We start from the raw sequence: 19,205 nt of genomic DNA on the forward strand, positions 1-19,205 counted from the left end.
GCCGTCCTGAATGAATGATGTTTACATCATCATAGCAGTTGGCGCAGGTCGTGGGCGATCAGCGCGGGGCCCTGGCCGTGGCGCACGAACAGGCGCAGGCGGCCCTGCTTGTCGAACACGAAGCTGCCGGCCGTGTGGTCCACCGTGTAGCTGCCCGGGTCGGCCCCCGGCACCTTGGCGTAGAACACCTTGAATTCCTTGGCCACCCTGGCCGTCGCGGCGGCGTCGCCGACCAGGCCGATGAAGCGCTTGTCGAAGGCCGGCACGTAGTGCGACAGCAGCTCCTGGGTGTCGCGCTCGGGGTCGACGGTGATGAACAGCACCTGCACGTCGTCGCTCGCGGGGCCCAGTTCCTTCATCACGGTGGCCATCTCGGCCATCGTGGTCGGGCAGACGTCGGGGCACTGGGTGTAGCCGAAGAAGATCACCACCACCTTGCCCTTGAAATCCTCCAGGGTGCGCGGCTTGCCGGTATGGTCGGTGAGCGCGAAACCCCTGGCGTAGTCGACGCCCGTGACGTCGGTGTTATGGAAGGCCGGTGGCGCACTTCCCAGCTTCGCGCCCAGTTTGTCGCAACCGCTTGCCAGCAACGCGACGGCCGTGAATCCCAATACGCCCAGGAGTTTCTTCATTTTTTGACCCGCTATGTCAGAACTTGAAGTAATGGTCGACCAACAATGCCGCGAACAGCAGCGACAGGTAGACGATCGACCAGGTAAAGGTCTTGCGCGCCGCCATGTCGCTGTAGTTACGGTGCACGCGCCATGCGTGGCGCAGGAAGATGGCGTTGAGCGGCACCGCGGCCGCCAGGTAGATCAGGCCGCTCATGCCGACCGCGAACGGCAGCAAGGTGGTCGCGGCCAGGCCGATCGTGTACAGCCATACCTGCAGGCCGGTGAATTTCATGCCGTGGGTGATCGGCAGCATCGGCAGGCCCGAACGGGCGTAGTCGTCGCGGCGGACCATGGCCAGCACCCAGAAATGCGGCGGGGTCCACATGAAGATGATCAGGACCAGCAGCCAGGCTTCCATCGGCACCTCATTGGCCACCGCGGCCCAGCCCAGCGCCGGCGGCATCGCCCCCGACAGGCCGCCGATCACGATGTTCTGCGAGGTGTTCGGCTTGAGCAATAAGGTATAGATGAAGGCATAGCCGACGAAGGTGACGAAGGTCAGCCACATGGTCAGCGGATTGACGAAGGCGTACAGGATGACCATGCCCAGGCCGCCCAGCAGCAGCGAGAAGGTGATCGTCTGCGACTGGCTCAGCTCGCCCGAGGCGGTGGCGCGGCGCGCGGTGCGCGCCATGCGCGCGTCGACCTCGGCCTCGACCAGGCAGTTCACCGCGAAGGCGGCCGCCGCCAGCAGCCAGATGCCAACGGTACCGGCAACCAGCGTCTGCCACCGCGGGAAGCCGTCGGTGGCGAGGAACATCCCGATCACGGCGCAGAACACCGCCAGCTGCGTCACGCGCGGCTTGGTCAGGGTCCAGTATTGCGAGAACCGGCTCGGAGGCTTGTGGATGGCGGTCTGGGTCGTCATTTAGGGTGCTTGCTGGCGCAGCAATGGATCGGCAAATTCGGGCGCCGGAGTGGCGCGGGCCGCGTCGAGTTGGAACTTCACCCGGTAGTTTAACATGGTCACCAGAATGACAAGCAGGGCGGCCCCGGCGTTATGCATGACGGCGATCGCCAGCGGGAAGTCGAAATACACGGTGGCGATGCCGGTGAACAGCTGCACGACCATCACCAGCAGCAGGCGGCGCGCGGTCGTGCCGACTTCCGGCAGACGCCAGGCGCGCCAGGCCGCCAGGCCCAGCACCAGCACCACCGCCAGCGCGAACGCCCGGTGCACCCAGTGGATCGCCACCAGGGCCGAGAACGGTAAATAGTGGCCTTCCCTGGTCATGCCCAGCTCGCGCCACAGGTGGAAGCCGTGCTCGAAGTCGAGGTCCGGCACCAGCGCGCCCTGGCACAGCGGGAAGGTGTCGCAAGCCATGGTGGCGTAGTTGGTACTCACCCACCCGCCGAGCGCGATCTGGGTGACCAGCACCACCGCCGCCAGCAGCGCCAGGCGCCGCAAGCCGCGCAGGCGGCGCACCAGGTTTTCCCCACGCGCCAGCGGCGGCGGTTTCAGCAGATAGTCTTCGCGGCAGCCCATCCAGACCAGCATCGCCAGCAGCATCATGCCCAGCAACAGGTGGATGGTGACGATCACCGGCTGCAGCTTGAGCGTGACGGTCCAGGCGCCGAAGGCGCCCTGCACCAACACCGAGGCCAGCAGCGCCAGCGGCATGCCCGGCTTGAACACCTCGTTATGGGTGCGGCGCCATTGCTTGACCGACGTGAACAGCAGCGCCAGGATCAGCGCGCCGATGCCCATCGCCAGGTAGCGGTGGATCATCTCGATCCACGCCTTGGCGACGGTCACCGGGCCGGTCGGCATCGCCGCTTCGGCGGCGGCGATGTGTTCATGGGCCAGGAAGGGATTGGCTTCGCCGTAGCAGCCCGGCCAGTCCGGGCAACCGAGGCCCGAGTCGGTCAGGCGGGTGAAGCCGCCGAACACGATCAGGTCGAAGGTGAGAAAGACCATCACCCACACCAGCTTGCGGTATTTATTGGGGTCGGCCGACATCCAGACGATCGCCAGCGGCAGGCTGGCGACGAGCAGGCCCATCAGGAGCAGGTGAAGCAGTGAAGACAGGTCCATGTGTTTCTTTAACTGTGACTGTAAAGCGCAACCTTGAAGGCTCAGCCGATGGACGAGGCTTTGAGCAGCTTGGCGATGTCCTTGTAGACGCGGCCCGGTTCCGGCTGATAAGGGAAGCGCATCATGAGGTTGCCGAGCGGGTCGATCAGGTAGATGTGGTCGCCCATCTTCTGGCCGGACTCGACCGGCAGCCATTGCGCCACCGTTGCGGCGGGCGCGCGCAGCAATTCCATGCCGTCGTACTCGCGCATCAGCACGGTATCGAGCGGCTCGTTATCGGTGATCAGCCAGACGCGCTCCATGCGGTCCATGTTCTTGCCCTGCATGGTGCGCCACTGGCGCATCGCGTACAGCTGGCGCTGGCATTCCTCGTCGCAGGCGCCGCCGCCGACGCGCAGCATCACCCACTTGCCCTTCAGGTCGGCCAGGGTGCGTGGCTTGCCGTCGAGCGTGGTGGTGGCCATCTCGGGAATCGGCAAGGTACGCGCGTCGAGGATGGTGCCGTAATTGGTGCGGCCATCCGGCTTGACGATATAGAACGTGATGTAGGACACGATGATCGGCAGCGCGCAGACCAGCAGTACCAACAGCAGTTTCATGCGGCCGCGGCGGCGCGCCGTCTCGGGGGCTTGGGGGTCAGCGAGTTGTTCTTGAGCCACGTCGGAATCCCGTTATCACATAAAAAAGTAGGGCCAGCGCCGCCAGTGCATACCACTGGAAGGCGTAGCCGCGGTGTTTGTCGATGCCCGCATCGGGCGCAGGCCAGTCGCGGGCGAGCGCATCGCGCCGGCCGGCGGCCCGGGTCTGCTGCACCAGGAAAGGCTGCATCTTCAGCCCACTGGCCGCGGCGAGCGCCTCGGGGGTCAGGTTCTGGACCATGGCCCCGGGCGCCAGCGGCGGCCCCTCGCCCAGCTCCATCACCTTGCCGGCGCCCGCGACGATCCTGCCCTTGAGCAGGAGCGGGCCGGCGGGCGTGGCGAACGCGGGCAGCTTGCCATATTCGGCCCCGGCGGGCCGCGGCAGCCACCCACGCAGCACCAGCACGTGCATGTCCGAACCCGCTATTTTAAACGGCATTGCGAGATAAAACCCGGACTGGCTTCCCATCGGCCGATTGGCGAGGAAGACCGGCCAGCCGGTGACGAATTCTCCCTGCAGGCGCACGCTGCGGAATTCATCTTCCGGGCCGGGCTGTGCAGAAGGGGTAAGGTCGAGCGGAGGTTCGGCGGCGCGCGCCAGCTGGCGCGCCTGCAGTTCGGTTTTATGGGCGGCCCGGCCCTGTTGCCAGTTGCCGAGCAGAATGCCAATGATGGCCACGACCAGGGCCGCGGCGAAGGCCACGGGGCGAAAACGGAAGCCGAACCGCATTACAATGAAGCCTCAACCTTTCGCAGGTCCACCATGAAAATCTTCGTCGCCATCGCCTTCGTCCTGATCCTGGCCAGCCTTGGGTCGGCCCTGTTCTTCCTGATGCGCGACAAGGGGCGCAGCAACCGCACCGTCAATGCGCTGGCGCTGCGGGTCGGTTTGTCGATCGTGCTGTTTCTTTGCTTGCTGGCGGCGCACCAGCTGGGGTGGATCGCACCGACCGGCTTGCGCTGAACCTTACAACCAATACACGACCACGTACAGCCCCAGCCACACCACGTCGACGAAGTGCCAGTACCACGCGGCGCCTTCGAAGCCGAAGTGGTTATCGGCCGTGAAATGCCCTTTCATCACGCGGTACAGGATCACCGCCAGCATGATCGCCCCCATCGTCACGTGGAAGCCGTGGAAGCCGGTCAGCATGAAGAAGGTCGAGCCGTAGATGCCCGAGGTCAGCTTCAGGTTCAGGTCCCGGTAGGCGTGCATGTATTCGTAGACCTGGAAGCCCATGAACACCGCGCCCAGCAGGATGGTGGCGGCCAGCCAGAACGCGGTCCTGGCGCGATGGCCGGCGCGCAGCGCGTGGTGGGCGATGGTCAGCGTCACGCCCGAGGTCAGCAGCAGCGCGGTATTGATGGTCGGGATCGGGAACGGTCCCATGGTGCGGAAGCCGTCGACGATATTGGCCGGACCGGTATTGCCCCACTGCGCCGAGAAGTCGGGCCACAGGATCTGGTGGTCGAGGTCGGCCAGCCAGGGCATCGAGATCACGCGCGCATAGAACAGCGCGCCGAAGAAGGCGCCGAAGAACATCACCTCCGAAAAAATGAACCAGCTCATCGACCAGCGGTAGGACAGGTCGATGCGCTTGCCGTACAGGCCCGATTCGGATTCGCGGATCGCGTCGCCGAACCAGAAGTACAGCACCACCAGCATGGCGGCGATGCCGGCCAGGCACACGGCCGGCGCCCACGACATGCTGTTGACCCAGCCGGACGCGCCGGTCATCGTCACCAGCATCGAGAGGCCGGCCAGCAGCGGCCAGCGCGATGGGCCGGGGACGTAGTAGTAAGGCGCGGCGCCTGGGGAAGTCACTGGTGACGAACTCATGTCTATCTCCTCTGTGATTCTATGATTGTTGCGTCTATGTTGCCGACACTGCGAACCGCACCGCCAGCATGATCAGTCCGATGAAGATCGCTACCCCGATCAGCCCGGCGATGATCACGTGCACCGGGTTCAGGTTGGCGGCATCGCTCTCGTAATCCCTGCTCTTGCGCACGCCGAAGAAGGACCAGAACACGGCCTTCATGGTGGCGAGAAAATTCGCCTTGCGCTGGTGTGGCTTATCCATTCTTCGCCGATCCAGGCGGCGCTGCCGCCGCCTTGAACGCGCCGCCGATCTCGAAGAAGGTGTACGACAGCGTGATGTTCTTCACTTCGCGCGGCAATTTGGGATCGATGAAGAACACCACCGGCATCTGGCGCGCCTCGTTCGCCGCCAGCGTCTGCTCCTGGAAGCAGAAGCACTCCACCTTCATGAAGTGCGGCGTGGCCGATTGCGGCGCATAGCTCGGGATCGCCTGGGCCTTGACCGCCCTGCCCTGGGTATTGACCACCTCGTACATCACGGTGGCCAGCTCGCCCGGGTGCACGTCGATGCTGCGCGTGGTCGGGCGGAAGCGCCATGGCCCCTGCGAATTGCCGTCCAGCTCGATCGTGATCGTGCGCGATGTATCCACCTGGGTGTTGGTCGGCGCCGCCACGAACTCGCCCTTCTGGGTCAGCACGTTGATGCCGAGCACCTCGCAGACCTGGCGGTACACCGGTATCAGCGCGTAGCCGAAGCCGAACATCCCGATCGCCACCACCACCAGCTTGCCGAGCATCGTGCGATTCAAGCGTAGCAACTTGCTGCTCATGGCCGGCCTCAGCTCAGCAAGGTGAACTTGACGAACACGCTGGCGAAGAAGAACAGCGCCAGGCCGCCCACCCACAGGGCGGTCCGCAGATTATTGGGCTTGCGCGGGCTCATCATTTCACCAGCGGCGGATGCTCGAAGGTGTGGAAGGGCGCCGGGCTCGGCACGGTCCACTCCAGGCCCTCGGCGCCTTCCCACGGTTTCGCGGGCGCCTTGGCGCCGCCGCGGATGGTCGGCAGCACCACCGCGAACAGGAAGTACACCTGGCTGAAACCGAAGCCGAAGGCGCCGATCGACACGATCATATTGAAATCGGTGAACTGCACCGCATAATCGGCATAGCGGCGCGGCATGCCGGCCAGTCCCAGGAAGTGCATCGGGAAGAAGGTGATGTTGAACGTGATGAGCGACAGCCAGAAGTGGATCTTGCCGCGGCCTTCAGGATACATATGGCCGGTCCATTTCGGCGCCCAGTAGTAGAAGCCGGCGAACAGCGCGAACAGCGAACCGGCCACCAGCACGTAGTGGAAGTGGGCCACCACGTAATAGGTGTCGTGCACCTGGATGTCGATCGGGGTCACGGCCAGGATCAGGCCGGTGAAGCCGCCCATCGTGAACACGAAGATGAAGCCGACCGCGAACAGCATCGGGGTCTCGAAGGTCATCGAGCCCTTCCACATGGTGGCGACCCAGTTGAACACCTTCACGCCGGTCGGCACCGAGATCAGCATGGTGGCGTACATGAAGAACAGCTGCGAGGTCACCGGCATGCCGGTGGTGAACATGTGGTGAGCCCAGACGACGAACGACAGGATGGCGATCGAGGCGGTGGCGTACACCATCGAGGCATAGCCGAACAGGGGCTTGCGCGCAAAGGCCGGAATGATCTGCGAAACGATGCCGAAGGCCGGCAGGATCATGATGTAGACCTCGGGGTGGCCGAAGAACCAGAAGATGTGCTGGTACATCACCGGGTCGCCGCCGCCGGCCGCGTTGAAGAACGAGGTGCCGAAGTGGCGGTCGGTCAGCGTCATCGTGATGGCGCCTGCGAGCACCGGCATCACGGCGATGAGCAGGTAGGCGGTGATCAGCCAGGTCCAGCAGAACATCGGCATCTTCATCAGGGTCATGCCCGGTGCGCGCATGTTCAGGATGGTGACGATGATGTTAATGGAGCCCATGATCGACGAGGCGCCCATGATGTGCATGGCAAAGATCGCCATGTCCATGCCGACGCCCATCTGGGTCGACAGCGGGGCATACAGGGTCCAGCCGGCGGCGGTGGCGCCGCCCGGCACCAGGAAGGAACCGGCCAGCAGCAGCGCGGCCGGCGGCAGCAGCCAGAACGAGAAGTTGTTCATGCGCGCGAACGCCATGTCCGAGGCGCCCACCTGCAGCGGCAGCATCCAGTTGGCGAAGCCGACGAAGGCCGGCATGATCGCGCCGAACACCATCACCAGGCCGTGCATGGTGGTGAGCTGGTTGAAGAATTCGGGACGCACGAATTGCAGGCCGGGCTGGAACAGTTCGGCGCGGATCATCAGCGCCAGCACGCCGCCCGAGAGCAGCATGACGAACGAGAACCATAGATAAAGGGTGCCGATGTCCTTGTGGTTGGTGGCGAACAGCCAGCGGCGCCAGCCGTGTGGATGCTCGTGGTGTTCGTCGTGGGCGTGGTCGTGGCCGTGCGCGTGGTCGTGGTCGATCGTCGTGGTGCTCATGTCGTTACCCCTGCATTATTTGCGTGCGGCCAGGACTTCGGCCGGTTGAACGATATTTTCCGCAGCCTTGTTCGACCAGGTGTTGCGGGTATAGGTGATCACCGCGGCGATCTCGGTATCGGACAACTGTTTCCAGGCCGGCATCTCGGTCGGGAATTTGCCGGACTTCTGACCGTTGAGCAGGATGTCGATCTGGTGCTTCTTGTCGCCCAGCACGTTCGGCGAACCGTCCAGCGCCGCGAAGGCGGCCGGCACGCCCTTGCCGTTGGCCTGGTGGCAGGCCACGCAGTTGGCGGCGTAGACCTGCTCGCCGCGGGTTTTCAACTCGTCGATGGTCCAGGTCTTGGTCGGATCGTCGGCCAGGGCCGCCATTTCCTTCTTCTTGCCCTCGACCCAGGCGGTGTACTCGGCGTCGGTCACCACGCGCACGACGATCGGCATGAAGGCGTGGTCCTTGCCGCACAGCTCGACGCAGTTGCCGCGGTAGACGCCGGTCTTCTCGGCGCGGAACCAGCCGTCGCGCACGAATCCGGGGATGGCGTCCTGCTTGATCGCGAACGCCGGAATCGTCCAGGCGTGGATCACGTCGTTGGCGGTGAACACCATGCGGATTTTCTTGTTCACCGGGACCACCATCTCGTTGTCGACTTCGAGCAGGTAGTTGTCGGTGCGCGCCTCGGTGGGCTTGACGCCCGGCTCGCCGATCTGGGAGCGCGGGGTGGCCAGGTTCGAGAGGAAGGAGATGCCTTCGCCCTCGCCTTTCAGGTAATCGTAGCCCCACTTCCACTGCATGCCGGTGGCCTTGATGGTCAGATCGGCGTTCGAGGTGTCCTTCAGGGCGACAACGGTCTTGGTCGCGGGCAGCGCCATGCCGATGACGATCAGAAACGGCACCACGGTCCAGGCGATCTCGACGGCGGTGGATTCGTGGAAGGTCGCGGGCTTGTGGCCCAGGGATTTACGGTGCTTGAACACCGAATAGAACATGACGCCGAACACGCCGACGAAGATCACCAGGCAAACGATCATCATCCAGTTGTGCAGGGAATAGATGTCGGCGCCAACTTGTGTGACGGGGGCCTGCATATTGAGCTGGTGCTCGAGAGGCCGGCCCGTGATCGGCTGTTGCTGCTGCGCCAAGGCTGGCGTGGCGCTGCCTGCTGCGAGTACGGCAAGGCCGTAGAGCACGGCCTGAAGTCGCGTTGCATATGTCATGTATGTCCCCAACCACCCTAAAAATAAGAATATTTTTAAACGGGCCCAGCAATTTCGTGAACGAACCGTGCCCGCTCCTACTGATCGCAGAGGGCTTGCCGGGTCGTCCCGCGAAATTGCGCTGCGGAATGGTGGGAAACCATCTCGCCCACCTGGCAATACGTTGCTGCCAGGACCGGGCGACTCTACGACTGCTGCAATTCTTTTTTCTACTTTTCGTCCGAATCTGCCGCTTTTTTAAGCGATTCTATTGGCCGGACGAAAAAAATAGCAATTGATTATATCTAAAGCACTAATTTTTATTCAAGGAAAATCGGCCTTGTTAGCAACTATGCCATGCAAGCGGAATATCAGGGCTTGCGCGGCTGGAAGCGCACGATCGATTCCCCGGAGGTGGTGGTGCGCGGCGCCGGGCGGAAGGCGTGCCCATAGATGACTTCGAATGTCAGGGCAAGCTTGCCGTCCGGGCGGCGCTGCGCCTCGAGGGCGTCGAGCATGCGCTGCCAGGCCGCGCGGCCGATCAGGCCACGGCGGCGCGATTCGAGCGGATTGCCGCCCAGCGCCCGCACGTCCGCCAACAGGGCCTGCGGCGTGTCGTAGGTGACGGTGATGCGTTCCATGTCCATCACGGGCGTCGAGAAACCGGCTGCGACCAGCTGGTCGCCGAAGTCGTGCATGTCGACGAAGGGCAAGGTGTGCGGGTAGGCGTCGAGCGCGGCGAAGGCGGTGCGCAGCTCGGTGAAGGTGTCCGGGCCGAAGCAGGAAAACATCAGCAGCCCTTCCACCCGCAGCACACGGCGCCATTCGGCGAACACGCGGTCGGGCAGCGGGTGCCAGTGCAGCGCCAGGTTCGACCACAGCAGGTCGAGCGAGTTCGCCCCGAACGGCAGGTTGCCATAGTCGCCGCACAGCACGTCGACACCGGCCTTGGCCGGCATCAGGCGGGTCAGCAACTGGTTCAGCGCGCCGACCTGGGCTACCGGCCCCCTGGCCGCCCGCGCCATGGCACCTGCTCCGTCGAGACCCAGGATCTGGGCGGCCGGATAGGTTTTCTGCAACAGGACCAGGTCGGCGCCGGCGCCGCACCCCGCGTCCAGCACCTGCTTCGGAACGAGTTTCACGAGGCCCAGGCGCTCGTGCATGCGTTCGGCGATCTCGCGGCGCAGGAAGTCCGATGGCGCGATGCGCTCGGGACGCGCGAACAGCGCGCGCACGCGGGACAGGTCGATCGGGGCGCTCAGCCTGGACGAGGATTGAGGAGAAGCCATGGGATGCAAGTCGAGATGAGATAATGTTGGCAGTTTAACCGGTTGTGGGAAGTCGAGCCGATGCTGGACCTTCGCGCACTGCCCGGCCGCCTGCTGGGCGCCATGCTGCCATCGGCCTGCGCCTTGTGCGCAGGCTACTCGGGTCACGCCGTGTGCGCGGCTTGCGAGCAGGCCTACGTCCTGCCCGTGACGCGCTGCCCGTGCTGCGCCAATCCGGTCGGCGCGCTTGATCTCGGCCGGCAATGCGGCGCCTGCCTGGCGGACCGGCCCGCCTTCGACGCCACCGTGGCCGCCTGCGATTACGCGGCGCCGCTCGACAGCCTGGTGATGCAGCTGAAATTCGGCGCCCAGCTGGCGCTGGCGCCGTGGATGGCGCGGGTGCTGCACGATGCCGTCGCACAGGCGTGCCTGGCGTTGCCGGATGTGCTGTGTCCCGTGCCATTGGGCCCCGCCCGCCTGGTCGAGCGCGGCTACAACCAGGCGCTCGAGGTGGCGCGGCCGCTGGCCCGCGCCCTGCGCGTGGCGCTAGCGCCACGGCTCTTGCAGCGGGTGCGGGAAACACAGGCGCAATCGAATGCGGCGCCGGGAGAGCGCAAGAAGAATGTGCGCGGGGCGTTCGGCGTGGACGCCGCGTGCGACGTGCGCGGACGCCATGTGGGCGTGGTCGACGACGTCATGTCGAGCGGACATACGCTCGACGAAGTCGCGACCGTCCTGAAACGGGCTGGCGCCGCGCGCGTCACGAACTTCGTGTTCGCGCGCACGCCGCCGCATGCATGAACTATCACTGAGATCACCGAGATCACCGACATCACTGAGGAGAAGTACCTTGTTTCACGTCGTCCTGGTCGAACCAGAAATCCCGCCGAATACCGGCAATGTGATCCGCCTGTGCGCCAACGCCGGCGCCCAGCTGCACCTGATCGAACCGCTCGGTTTTCCGCTGGACGACGCCAAGATGCGCCGCGCCGGTCTGGATTACCACGAGTACGCCGATATGAAGGTGCACAAGGATTGGGACGCCTTCCTCGAGGAGGTCAAGCCGGACCAGTCGAGAATGTTCGCGCTCACCACGCATGGTTCGTCGCCGTTCGCCGAGGCCAGTTTCCGGCCGGGCGACGTGTTCGTGTTCGGGCCGGAGTCGCGCGGCCTGGCGCCGGCGTTTCGCGAGACCTTCCCGCCTGGCCAGCGCATCCGGCTGCCGATGCGCCCCGACAACCGCAGCCTGAACCTGTCGAACACGGTGGCGATCGTGGTATACGAGGCCTGGCGGCAGAACGGTTACCAGGGCGGGGCTTAGGTTCGGGTGCAGTTCGACTCGTTCGGGGGCGGTTCGATGCTGATGGCAATCGGATCGCTGGACGGGAAGGTCTCCCTTAGCGCTTCGTCGAGCGCGCTGTCGTCGTGGTCCTGGCCTGCGAGCGGCGGCTCGGCGCTGGCAGGTTTTTTGTCCGGCATCACCGGCACAGTGGGCTTGTTGGTCATGGTCGTTGCTTCCGCCTTGCCATCTGGGGTTATAGCGGAAGAGTGGTAGATGCTGCCCTTGCCTGGCTTGACGCCTTCGCCGATACGAGCCAAGCTCGCTCGGCATCATAGGCTCGACATACTTGCGCCAGCATCGGTATCACAGCTTCCCACTCTTCGATTACTCCAGCCTTTCAGCTGCCTCAGAAACCGAGACTGCTCAGTCCTGGATGATCGGCCGGACGGGGGCCGCTGGCGTCCCACAGCAGCTTACGTTCGTCAGCGTCGATCGGATGCTCGTTGATGCAGGCGTGACGGTGATGCATCAAGCCATTCTCATCGAACTCCCAGTTTTCATTGCCGTAGGCACGATGCCACTGGCCGGAATCGTCACGATACTCGTACGCAAAACGCACCGCAATGCGCGCGCCGTCAAAGGCCCACAACTCCTTCACCAGGCGGTAATCCAGCTCGCGGCTCCACTTGCGTTGCAGCAGAGCGACGATGGCTTCGCGACCCTGGGCGAACTCGGCGCGATTACGCCACCAGCTGTCTTCGGTATAAGCGAGCGCGACTTTTTCCGGATCGCGGGTATTCCAGCCGTTTTCGGCGAGCCGGACTTTTTCGATGGCGGTTTCACGGGTGAATGGTGGCAGTGGAGGACGGATAGACATGGTATTACTCCTTGATTGGTATGCAAAGATTGGTAAGCGGTGCTGCTTTCTTATTCGTACGCAGATTTATGGCTCATCACGTAAGCCCAGCCGATGGCGACTTCCTGCGTTTCTCCATGAGACATCAGGAAGCCATCTAGCGTCACCAGCCAGCCTTCTGCTGTGCGCTGGAAGCCCAGGCGCTGCACCTTCATCAGCTGATCGAACCAGGTCTGTGCAGAGGCTTGTTCAGTCGTGTTCATCGCAGCGCCTTCGTGAAGTATCAGTACGGCTTGTTCGGCAGGAATTTGCCGTCCAGCGTGATCACGGCGCGCTCGCCGCCGTCCGGATCCGCGACCTTCTGGATGTCGAGCTTGAAGTTGATGGCGCTGATAATGCCGTCGCCGAACTGCTCGTGGACCAGGGCCTTCAATGTGGTGCCGTAGATCTGCACCATCTCGTAGAAGCGGTAGATGGTCGGATCGGTCGGCACACCGCCCGGGATGCTGCCACGCAGCGGCACGGCCTGCAGCTGCCTGGCGTCGGCGGCGTCCAGACCGAGGCGGTCGGCCACCAGCTCCGCGGCTTCTTTCGACAGTGCATGCTGCCCCAGCAGCGCCGCCGTGACATAGGCCACGCGGTGGCCGGTGCCCTCGGCCAACTGGGCAAAACTCAGGTCCTTGATGGCCTTGGCGGCGAGCACGCGGGAAGTCAGGTCAACCCGGGTGTCTTGGGTCACGTTCGATTGCAGCATAATGAAGTCCTTTCAGGTCAGTAGGTAATGCGGTCAGGCGGCCTTGAGCTGCCGTGTGGATTGATAGGCCACCGTGCCGGGATGACGGGCCAGGTTGACGAATTCATTTTTCGCGCCGTCGAGGGCATTGATATCGCCGGTCTCGATGTCGTACACCCAGCCATGCAGGGCGACCTTGCCCTGTTCGAGGGCCAGGGCGACCGTAGGATGGGTACGGATGTTCGTCAGCTGCGCCACGACGTTGGCGTACACCATGGCGCTCACTTTCGCCTCTGGCGTGATGTGGGTGCGCGCTTCGTTGACGGCCTTCGCCGCATCGGCGTGGCGCAGCCAGCCGGCCACGGCAGGCAGGTGATCCAGGCATGTGCATTTGGCGATGGCGGTCATGGCGCCACAATCGCTGTGGCCGCAGACCACGATGTCGGTCACGCCCAGCACACCGACGGCGTATTCCACAGTGGCGGTAACGCCGCCCGGCTCGGAAGTGTAGGAAGGCACGATGTTGCCGGCGTTGCGGATGACGAAGACGTCGCCTGGTTGCTGCTGGGTCAGCAACTCGGGCACCACGCGGCTGTCCGAGCAGGTAATGAAGAGCGTACCTGGGCTCTGGCTCGTAGCCAGTTGCTTGAACAGGCTGGACATACCAGGGAAGACATCTGCCTGGAACTTGATTGCGCCTTGAATAAACCGTTTCATTTGATCTCACTCCCTGGTGTCGGTGTGAGTACATCTTCGGGCGTTTCTACTATTGCGTCCAAGACCTGTTTCGAATGATTGCCATAGGCAGAACCAATAGTTATGTGATGTTGCCCAGCTGTGAGCGTGGTGCATGAATGCGCCGCCTGCGGATGTTTCGGGTATCCCACGGCCACGAGTGGTCTAAAATAGCCGTCATAGGAGAAACCAGTAACAAAGTGCCGTGCAACTTCGCCTGATCCGTTATCTGTTGGCCGTGGCTGAACACGGCAATTTCACGCGTGCCGCTGAGTCTCTTCACGTCTCGCAGCCCACGCTATCGCAGCAGATCATCCAGCTCGAGGACATGCTTGGGGTTGCGTTGCTCGACCGTGGTGGGCGAACGGTGAAGGTCACCGATGCCGGCAGGGTCTATATTCAGTACGCGGAACGCGCTTTGCGCGAGCTGGAAACAGGTCGGCGTGCAATTCACGATGTGCAGGACCTGGTGCGCGGCGAGCTGCGTCTGGCAACCACGCCAACTTTTACTGCCTATCTGGTCGGTCCATTACTGGCGGCGTTTCACGCCCGTTATCCAGGGATCATGGTCCGCTTGAAAGAGATGTCCCTCGATACCATTGCAGCCGCCGTGGCTGCCGATGAGGTCGACCTGGGCATTGCATTTGCGGTCTCGCGTCCCGCTGACGACATCGAATGCGAGCCCTTGCTGTTTGAACGTCTGCATGTAGTCGTCGGTACGCAGCACAAGTTCGCTGCGCGTACGCGACCGATTACCCCAGAGATGTTAGCGACCGAACGACTGGGAGTGCTCAGCCTTGATTTTGCGACGCGTCGCCACATCGACGATTATCTTCGCTCGCTCGGCATTGCTCCGTACATTGCGATGGAAACGAATACGATCAGCGCCTTGATCGAGGTAGTGCGCCGCAGCGACATGATCACGATACTACCTCAAGCCATCGGTCTACAGCATGCTGATCTTCGCAACATAGCCATTACGCCCGAACCGCAGCCGCGCACTGCAACGTTACTGTATCGTCGCGACGTATATCGCTCTGCCGCGTCGATCGCCTTCACGGCCTTGGCCAAGCAGTCGTTCAGCAGCACGAGCTGAATGTGCGAGCGTGCTGCGCAATTTCATCGTCACGCCAGGCGGGCAGCAGGTAATAAATCGCAGTCGAGTCAGAACGGCAGGCTCCGTCCCCCTCCCTGTTCACGCGGTGTCGACTTCGGTATGTCTCCTTGAAGTGACCGCCTTCCGGATGCGGCATGAGCGACAGCAGAGAGATCAGATGGTCCGGATTGGTGTCAGGAGTCATGGCCTGTCTCAGGTCAAAGCGTCATTGTTTTCAGGAAGGTCATCGTCCGACAAAGGATCGATCCGAACTCAGGCCACGCCTTCGCGAAAGGCGCCGGCACGAAACGCCCGCGCGCAAAAGCGTTCGCCGATCAGGCGGTGCGCCTCCGCCTCGGGATGCAGCTCGTCGGGTAGAGGATACCGCGCATTGTCCTGCGAGCCGTAGAGCTCCCTGCCGTCGAGGTAGTGGATATGCGCATCGGCCGGCGCCCAGCTGCACCTGATCGAACCGCTCGGTTTTCCGCTGGTCCGGCCGGGCGACGTGTTCGTGTTCGGGCCGGAGTCGCGCGGCCTGGCGCCGGCGTTTCGCGAGACCTTCCCGCCTGGGCGGCGCATCCGGCTGCCGATGCGGCCCGATAACCGCAGCCTGAACCTGTCGAACACGGTGGCGATCGTGGTGTACGAGGCCTGGCGGCAGAACGGTTACCAGGGCGGGGCTTAGTGTTGGCTTCGGGTTAGTGCCATGGAACAGGGCCGTCGCCAGATACGGCGGCTATCCATGCGATGAGTCGTACGGCCCGTCTGCCGCAAGCAGGTCCGCGATCGCATGGTAGCCATACAGAAGCGCCAGCGCATGTGGCGTCAAGCCCGCATGCGAGACAAGATCGCGCCTCGCCCCGGCCTCGACCAGTGCACGCGCCGCATCGGCATGGCCATGCCAGACCGCGTCGTGCAAGGCGCTCAGGCCATTGTAGTCACCCTGCGCGTCGATCGCGGCCACATGACCTCCGGCGCATGGCCTTGTCAGGACGCGCACCACATCGGCGTGCCCGAAGTACGCCGCTTCATGCACGACCGTGGCCTTCATCGGACCGCAGGTCACTCGCGCGTCGGCGCCTGCATCGAGCAGCCTGCGGGCGATCTGCGCGTGGCCCATGCGCGCGGCCATGCCGAGCGGCGTGCAATCCTCGTCAGGACCGCCGATGGCGGGCGCGCGTTGGTCCAGCGGATGCCCCAGGGCGATCAGGCGCTCCACGGCTGCGAGGTCGCCCTGCGTGACTGCTGTCATCAACGCCTGGTCGCGGGTCCGCGCCGCATCGCGCGCTTCGCGTGCCTCGATCAAGCCGGCGATCGTGTCGAGGCCATCCTCGCGCGCCAGTTCGAGCGCATTCCGGCCGGCATGACCGCGCGGCGTCGTGCGTGCGCCGCAATCGAGCAACAGGCCAACGACTCCCGCGTGCTTGTGCAGGACCGCATCCATCAGCGCCGTGTGACCGATGCTGGGCGACTGCAGATCGATGAACGCACCGTGCGCCAGCAGCAGCGCCGCCACATCGGGATTGCCCGACTGCGCCGCCTTGTGCAGGGCCGTGGCGCCCATGCGCGGATCGAGCGTGTGGACATCGGCGCCTGCCGTGAGCAGAAGTTCGACGATCTGCGACTGGCCCAGGCCGGCCGCGATCATCAGCGGTGTGAAACCGTCGGGCCCGCGCCGGCTCACATCGGCGCCCCGGCCGACCAGCACGCGCACCGAATCGATGCTGCCGCTGCGAATCGCGGTGCAGATATTCATGGCGCCCCCAGCGCGCCGAGAAACTTGAGCAATTCGGCATTCAGACGGTCGGCCGCCTCGTGCTGGACCCAGTGGCCCACACCCTCGAGCCGCACCTGGCCGACGAGGCCCGGTTGTCCGCGCCGCAGTTCGGCCAACGTGGGCGTCGTCTTGTGGAAGAACTGGCACAGGCCGTCTTCCGCGCCCCAGATGTAGAGGGATGGCTGCCGGATGACGGCGCCCTTGAACGCGGAGAGCAGGTCGAACGAGCCCTGGGTGGCCCGGTAATGGTTCAGACCACCGCGAAATCCCGTTTTTTCGAAGGCCGCGATGGTGTGCCGCACATAGGCGGGGTCGGCCCACGCCGGCAACTTGGCTGGCGCAGGACGCAACAGGCTGCGACGTGGGTCGATCGGGTCCCAGCGCTGATCCGCCGGCGGGCTGGCGGAGGGCCAGTACAGGATGGAAGGGATCGACTGCGCGGGCGGCGCGAACAGCGCTTCGGCGCCAGGCTTGATCCACTCCAGCGCATAGTAGCGATCGCCCAGTCCGCGCTTGCGAAGATCCTGGTACAGGCTCGTCTCACCACGCGGCGCGAACGGAATGCTGATGCTGACCAGCGCGCGGAAGCGGTCGGGCCGCATCAGCGCAGCGCGCTGGGCGTGGTCCGCGCCCCAGTCGTGGCCGACGACGACCGCCGTGTCGATCTTGAGGGCGTCGAGCACGCCCACCAGGTCGCCCACCGTGTACATCGATGTGTACAGAGCGGGGTCGCGCGGCGCGAAGCTCTGGCCGAAGCCGCGCATGTCGAGCGCCACCGCCCGGTAACCTGCGGCGGCGACCGCCCGCATCTGGCTGCGCCAGGTGTCGGCGGTATCGGGAAAGCCGTGACAGAACAGCACCGCGGGGCCGGCGCCCTGTTCGATGACGCGGAACGGTTCACCGTCAATTTGAATCAGGCTCTGGCGCACCGGCAAGGCCCCCGTCGCCGACGCAGCCACCGCGCCAGGCGCGATCAGGCCGAGACCTGCAAGCGATGCGGCGCGCAGCACGTTGCGCCTGCCCGCCAGTAGCGGCGCACCTGCGTCGGCGTGTGGGTCCTGCAGAGAGTGCGCGGCCGGAGTGGGGAACGAAATCGAGATCGGAATCATGCAAGGAACCTCCTGGTGGGTGTCGATCGGTGACGGCGCTTTCTGTCACAATGTGGCTGACAAGACCAGCACGTGCCGCCTGTGTGATTCATATTACGTTTAGTAGGTTACCATAGGTAATATGAATCCACAGGCGAATCGTGTGCGCCACGCGTAAGGACGAGCATTGACGAACAAATTACCCCGGGCCGATCGCAGGGCCCAATTGCTGGACACCGCGTATGCCATCGTGCGCGAACACGGCACCGATGCCCTCACGCTCGGTGCACTGGCAAAAGAAGCCGGCGTGAGCAAGCCGATCGCCTACAGCCATTTTGAGACCCGCTCGGGTTTGTTGACCGCGCTGTACCAGGAAATCAACGAACGCCGGCTCGCTGCGGTGGCGGCCGAATTGACCGATACGCCCGCGAACCTGCCGACCATCGCGCGCATGTTGGCGGCCGCGTACATGAGCTGCCATGCGGCGCTGGGACCCGAGTGGCACGCGATCGGCGCGGCGATGCAGGGCGACGCCGCGATGCACGCGTGCCATGAGCGCATCATCGACGGCTACGTCGACTTCTTCCACGACGCACTCGCGCCCGTGTCACCACTGGCGAGTGCGCCACTGCGCAGGCGCTGCATCGGCATCATCGGCGCGGCCGAGGCGCTGTCGGCCGCGATGGTGCGCGGACGCGTGAGCGAACGGCTGGCGGCGGCCGATCTCGAGTCCCTGATCGTCGCTGCGCTGGTCCCGGCCGCCAGCGCCGTCGATTAGCCGAACGGCCCTGACGCCAGAGACATCATCGGTGGTGCTGGCATGCCGGACGCGCGCACAGGCGCTGAAAAGCACCACGGCAAGCGCATTTGGCCCGGTGTCAGCCATTCTTGGCGCGACGGCGTTCGCCCCAGGCGCCCCTTCGCAACCGGATCATTACGCCAAACGTGCGATCAATGCCGAATGCCGGGGCCAGTCCTTCTTGAGGAAGCGCTCATCCCCGATCTCGAATTCTTCGAACTCGAAGCCAGGGGCTACCGTACAACCGACCAGGCTGTGGCCCTCGGACTCCTCGCATTCTGCAGCGAACCAGCGCCCGGCAGGGACCAGCGCCTGGAACTGCGCGCCCTCATGCCGCAATGGGTTGCCCAGCCTGAGCACGCTGAGCTCCCCATCCGGCTCCAGGACGTGGATCCGAACTGGCACCCCATCATAGAAATGCCACATCTCGTCCGACCGAATCCGATGCCAGGTTGACCTCTCCCTTGCGCGCAGCAGGTAATAAATCGCAGTCGAGGCAGAACGGCTGGCTCCGTCTCCCTCCCTGTTCACGCGGTGTCGACTTCGGTAGGTCTCCTTGAAGTGACCGCCTTCCGGATGCGGCATGAGCGACAGCAGAGAGATCAGATGGTCCGAATTGGTGTCAGGAGTCATGGCGTGTCTCAGGTCAAAGGGTCAT

At 64.1% G+C, this 19,205-nt stretch carries 26 protein-coding genes; 6 read left to right on the plus strand and 20 right to left on the minus strand.

The genetic code is table 11. The annotated features are described in order from the left end of the window. Positions 1-29 precede the first annotated feature (29 nt). From DIR46_RS09205 to DIR46_RS09225, 5 genes are read right to left on the minus strand one after another with little or no spacing between them, the layout of a single operon-like run. Entirely contained in the window at positions 30-632 is a 603-nt protein-coding gene (locus DIR46_RS09205; protein ID WP_109344975.1) for an SCO family protein, read from the minus strand. A gap of 16 nt (positions 633-648) precedes the next feature. After that, positions 649-1,542: a heme o synthase gene (gene cyoE / locus DIR46_RS09210; RefSeq protein ID WP_109344976.1), complete on the minus strand. Its 894-nt coding sequence runs from the start codon at positions 1,540-1,542 to the stop codon at positions 649-651. After that, the gene (locus tag DIR46_RS09215; protein ID WP_109344977.1) at positions 1,543-2,709 is read right to left on the minus strand and encodes a COX15/CtaA family protein; all 1,167 of its coding nucleotides are present in this window, start codon (positions 2,707-2,709) and stop codon (positions 1,543-1,545) included. A 41-nt stretch (positions 2,710-2,750) separates the two neighbouring features. Next, positions 2,751-3,368 (minus strand): SCO family protein, encoded by a 618-nt coding sequence (locus DIR46_RS09220; protein ID WP_502560881.1) that lies wholly within the window; start codon positions 3,366-3,368, stop codon positions 2,751-2,753. Continuing rightward, positions 3,346-4,077 carry an SURF1 family protein gene (locus DIR46_RS09225; RefSeq protein WP_109344979.1) on the minus strand — a complete coding sequence of 244 codons (732 nt, stop codon included), beginning with the start codon at positions 4,075-4,077 and terminating at the stop codon, positions 3,346-3,348. Before DIR46_RS09225 ends, DIR46_RS09220 begins: the two co-directional genes overlap by 23 nt. A 33-nt stretch (positions 4,078-4,110) precedes the next feature. Between DIR46_RS09225 and DIR46_RS09230 the strand changes: the two genes are divergently transcribed. Further along, positions 4,111-4,311: a twin transmembrane helix small protein gene (locus tag DIR46_RS09230; protein WP_005668124.1), complete on the plus strand. Its 201-nt coding sequence runs from the start codon at positions 4,111-4,113 to the stop codon at positions 4,309-4,311. Between the two features lie 3 nt (positions 4,312-4,314). On the opposite strand, the gene DIR46_RS09235 is transcribed toward DIR46_RS09230, so the two are convergent. From DIR46_RS09235 to DIR46_RS09260, 6 genes are all read right to left on the minus strand, one after another. Continuing rightward, entirely contained in the window at positions 4,315-5,187 is an 873-nt protein-coding gene (locus tag DIR46_RS09235; protein WP_109344980.1) for a cytochrome c oxidase subunit 3, read from the minus strand. A 34-nt stretch (positions 5,188-5,221) separates the two neighbouring features. Then, positions 5,222-5,431: a DUF2970 domain-containing protein gene (locus DIR46_RS09240; protein WP_109344981.1), complete on the minus strand. Its 210-nt coding sequence runs from the start codon at positions 5,429-5,431 to the stop codon at positions 5,222-5,224. Then, a complete protein-coding gene (locus DIR46_RS09245; protein ID WP_109344982.1) occupies positions 5,424-5,999 on the minus strand; it encodes a cytochrome c oxidase assembly protein in 576 nt (191 codons plus the stop codon). Before DIR46_RS09245 ends, DIR46_RS09240 begins: the two co-directional genes overlap by 8 nt. A gap of 112 nt (positions 6,000-6,111) precedes the next feature. Beyond that, complete coding sequence (ctaD, locus tag DIR46_RS09250) at positions 6,112-7,719, minus strand: cytochrome c oxidase subunit I (protein WP_109344983.1); 1,608 nt, start codon at positions 7,717-7,719, stop codon at positions 6,112-6,114. 15 nt (positions 7,720-7,734) lie between these two features. After that, positions 7,735-8,934 (minus strand): cytochrome c oxidase subunit II, encoded by a 1,200-nt coding sequence (coxB, locus tag DIR46_RS09255; protein ID WP_109344984.1) that lies wholly within the window; start codon positions 8,932-8,934, stop codon positions 7,735-7,737. Between the two features lie 350 nt (positions 8,935-9,284). Next, positions 9,285-10,202 (minus strand): methyltransferase domain-containing protein, encoded by a 918-nt coding sequence (locus tag DIR46_RS09260; RefSeq protein WP_109344985.1) that lies wholly within the window; start codon positions 10,200-10,202, stop codon positions 9,285-9,287. Between the two features lie 60 nt (positions 10,203-10,262). Between DIR46_RS09260 and DIR46_RS09265 the strand changes: the two genes are divergently transcribed. Together DIR46_RS09265 and trmL are read left to right on the plus strand one after the other, a co-directional pair. Then, positions 10,263-10,982, plus strand: coding sequence for a ComF family protein (locus DIR46_RS09265; RefSeq protein ID WP_109347968.1), 720 nt, complete (start codon positions 10,263-10,265; stop codon positions 10,980-10,982). 49 nt (positions 10,983-11,031) lie between these two features. After that, positions 11,032-11,502 (plus strand): tRNA (uridine(34)/cytosine(34)/5-carboxymethylaminomethyluridine(34)-2'-O)-methyltransferase TrmL, encoded by a 471-nt coding sequence (gene trmL, locus DIR46_RS09270; protein ID WP_109344986.1) that lies wholly within the window; start codon positions 11,032-11,034, stop codon positions 11,500-11,502. Here the strand turns inward: trmL and DIR46_RS09275 are convergent. From DIR46_RS09275 to DIR46_RS09295, 5 genes are all read right to left on the minus strand, one after another. Beyond that, positions 11,499-11,687, minus strand: coding sequence for a hypothetical protein (locus DIR46_RS09275; RefSeq protein ID WP_109344987.1), 189 nt, complete (start codon positions 11,685-11,687; stop codon positions 11,499-11,501). The genes trmL and DIR46_RS09275 overlap by 4 nt on opposite strands. 182 nt (positions 11,688-11,869) lie before the next feature. Beyond that, positions 11,870-12,340, minus strand: coding sequence for a nuclear transport factor 2 family protein (locus tag DIR46_RS09280; protein WP_109344988.1), 471 nt, complete (start codon positions 12,338-12,340; stop codon positions 11,870-11,872). 50 nt (positions 12,341-12,390) lie between these two features. After that, complete coding sequence (locus DIR46_RS09285; RefSeq protein ID WP_109344989.1) at positions 12,391-12,582, minus strand: hypothetical protein; 192 nt, start codon at positions 12,580-12,582, stop codon at positions 12,391-12,393. 20 nt (positions 12,583-12,602) lie between these two features. Beyond that, positions 12,603-13,073: a cyanase gene (gene cynS, locus DIR46_RS09290; RefSeq protein ID WP_109344990.1), complete on the minus strand. Its 471-nt coding sequence runs from the start codon at positions 13,071-13,073 to the stop codon at positions 12,603-12,605. A gap of 33 nt (positions 13,074-13,106) precedes the next feature. After that, positions 13,107-13,769 (minus strand): carbonic anhydrase, encoded by a 663-nt coding sequence (locus tag DIR46_RS09295; RefSeq protein ID WP_109344991.1) that lies wholly within the window; start codon positions 13,767-13,769, stop codon positions 13,107-13,109. A gap of 223 nt (positions 13,770-13,992) precedes the next feature. On the opposite strand from DIR46_RS09295, the gene cynR reads away from it, so the two are divergent. Further along, a complete protein-coding gene (cynR, locus tag DIR46_RS09300; protein ID WP_109344992.1) occupies positions 13,993-14,883 on the plus strand; it encodes a transcriptional regulator CynR in 891 nt (296 codons plus the stop codon). Here cynR and DIR46_RS09305 read toward each other — a convergent pair. Continuing rightward, the gene (locus DIR46_RS09305) at positions 14,867-15,088 is read right to left on the minus strand and encodes a cupin domain-containing protein (RefSeq protein WP_370659962.1); all 222 of its coding nucleotides are present in this window, start codon (positions 15,086-15,088) and stop codon (positions 14,867-14,869) included. The genes cynR and DIR46_RS09305 overlap by 17 nt on opposite strands. 228 nt (positions 15,089-15,316) lie before the next feature. Between DIR46_RS09305 and DIR46_RS09315 the strand changes: the two genes are divergently transcribed. Beyond that, a complete protein-coding gene (locus DIR46_RS09315; protein WP_109344993.1) occupies positions 15,317-15,568 on the plus strand; it encodes a tRNA (cytidine(34)-2'-O)-methyltransferase in 252 nt (83 codons plus the stop codon). A 51-nt stretch (positions 15,569-15,619) separates the two neighbouring features. Here the strand turns inward: DIR46_RS09315 and DIR46_RS09320 are convergent, their stop codons facing one another. Beyond that, positions 15,620-16,639, minus strand: a complete 1,020-nt coding sequence (locus tag DIR46_RS09320) for an ankyrin repeat domain-containing protein (RefSeq protein WP_109344994.1) — start codon at positions 16,637-16,639, stop codon at positions 15,620-15,622. Continuing rightward, positions 16,636-17,769: an alpha/beta fold hydrolase gene (locus tag DIR46_RS09325; protein WP_205289100.1), complete on the minus strand. Its 1,134-nt coding sequence runs from the start codon at positions 17,767-17,769 to the stop codon at positions 16,636-16,638. Before DIR46_RS09325 ends, DIR46_RS09320 begins: the two co-directional genes overlap by 4 nt. Before the next feature lie 166 nt (positions 17,770-17,935). Between DIR46_RS09325 and DIR46_RS09330 the strand changes: the two genes are divergently transcribed. Continuing rightward, entirely contained in the window at positions 17,936-18,526 is a 591-nt protein-coding gene (locus tag DIR46_RS09330; RefSeq protein WP_109344995.1) for a TetR/AcrR family transcriptional regulator, read from the plus strand. A gap of 156 nt (positions 18,527-18,682) precedes the next feature. Here DIR46_RS09330 and DIR46_RS09335 read toward each other — a convergent pair whose 3' ends face one another. Next, entirely contained in the window at positions 18,683-19,180 is a 498-nt protein-coding gene (locus DIR46_RS09335; RefSeq protein ID WP_109344996.1) for a cupin domain-containing protein, read from the minus strand. Between the last annotated feature and the right edge of the window lie 25 nt (positions 19,181-19,205).

The sequence above is a fragment of the Massilia oculi genome (assembly GCF_003143515.1).
In the GTDB taxonomy this organism is placed as follows: domain Bacteria; phylum Pseudomonadota; class Gammaproteobacteria; order Burkholderiales; family Burkholderiaceae_D; genus Telluria; species Telluria oculi.

What these genes read in the sequence shown, in the direction of transcription:
- DIR46_RS09260 (WP_109344985.1), bottom strand. Translation starts at nt 10,202, where the DNA reads ATGGCTTCTCCTCAATCCTCGTCCAGGCTGAGCGCCCCGATCGACCTG.
- DIR46_RS09295 (WP_109344991.1), bottom strand. Translation starts at nt 13,769, where the DNA reads ATGAAACGGTTTATTCAAGGCGCAATCAAGTTCCAGGCAGATGTCTTC.
- DIR46_RS09325 (WP_205289100.1), bottom strand. Translation starts at nt 17,769, where the DNA reads ATGATTCCGATCTCGATTTCGTTCCCCACTCCGGCCGCGCACTCTCTG.
- DIR46_RS09285 (WP_109344989.1), bottom strand. Translation starts at nt 12,582, where the DNA reads ATGAACACGACTGAACAAGCCTCTGCACAGACCTGGTTCGATCAGCTG.
- DIR46_RS09215 (WP_109344977.1), bottom strand. Translation starts at nt 2,709, where the DNA reads ATGGACCTGTCTTCACTGCTTCACCTGCTCCTGATGGGCCTGCTCGTC.
- DIR46_RS09275 (WP_109344987.1), bottom strand. Translation starts at nt 11,687, where the DNA reads ATGACCAACAAGCCCACTGTGCCGGTGATGCCGGACAAAAAACCTGCC.
- DIR46_RS09265 (WP_109347968.1), top strand. Translation starts at nt 10,263, where the DNA reads ATGCTGGACCTTCGCGCACTGCCCGGCCGCCTGCTGGGCGCCATGCTG.
- ctaD (WP_109344983.1), bottom strand. Translation starts at nt 7,719, where the DNA reads ATGAGCACCACGACGATCGACCACGACCACGCGCACGGCCACGACCAC.
- DIR46_RS09280 (WP_109344988.1), bottom strand. Translation starts at nt 12,340, where the DNA reads ATGTCTATCCGTCCTCCACTGCCACCATTCACCCGTGAAACCGCCATC.
- cyoE (WP_109344976.1), bottom strand. Translation starts at nt 1,542, where the DNA reads ATGACGACCCAGACCGCCATCCACAAGCCTCCGAGCCGGTTCTCGCAA.
- cynS (WP_109344990.1), bottom strand. Translation starts at nt 13,073, where the DNA reads ATGCTGCAATCGAACGTGACCCAAGACACCCGGGTTGACCTGACTTCC.
- DIR46_RS09305 (WP_370659962.1), bottom strand. Translation starts at nt 15,088, where the DNA reads ATGACTCCTGACACCAATCCGGACCATCTGATCTCTCTGCTGTCGCTC.
- DIR46_RS09245 (WP_109344982.1), bottom strand. Translation starts at nt 5,999, where the DNA reads ATGAGCAGCAAGTTGCTACGCTTGAATCGCACGATGCTCGGCAAGCTG.
- DIR46_RS09320 (WP_109344994.1), bottom strand. Translation starts at nt 16,639, where the DNA reads ATGAATATCTGCACCGCGATTCGCAGCGGCAGCATCGATTCGGTGCGC.
- coxB (WP_109344984.1), bottom strand. Translation starts at nt 8,934, where the DNA reads ATGACATATGCAACGCGACTTCAGGCCGTGCTCTACGGCCTTGCCGTA.
- DIR46_RS09230 (WP_005668124.1), top strand. Translation starts at nt 4,111, where the DNA reads ATGAAAATCTTCGTCGCCATCGCCTTCGTCCTGATCCTGGCCAGCCTT.
- DIR46_RS09235 (WP_109344980.1), bottom strand. Translation starts at nt 5,187, where the DNA reads ATGAGTTCGTCACCAGTGACTTCCCCAGGCGCCGCGCCTTACTACTAC.
- DIR46_RS09240 (WP_109344981.1), bottom strand. Translation starts at nt 5,431, where the DNA reads ATGGATAAGCCACACCAGCGCAAGGCGAATTTTCTCGCCACCATGAAG.
- DIR46_RS09335 (WP_109344996.1), bottom strand. Translation starts at nt 19,180, where the DNA reads ATGACTCCTGACACCAATTCGGACCATCTGATCTCTCTGCTGTCGCTC.
- DIR46_RS09225 (WP_109344979.1), bottom strand. Translation starts at nt 4,077, where the DNA reads ATGCGGTTCGGCTTCCGTTTTCGCCCCGTGGCCTTCGCCGCGGCCCTG.
- DIR46_RS09205 (WP_109344975.1), bottom strand. Translation starts at nt 632, where the DNA reads ATGAAGAAACTCCTGGGCGTATTGGGATTCACGGCCGTCGCGTTGCTG.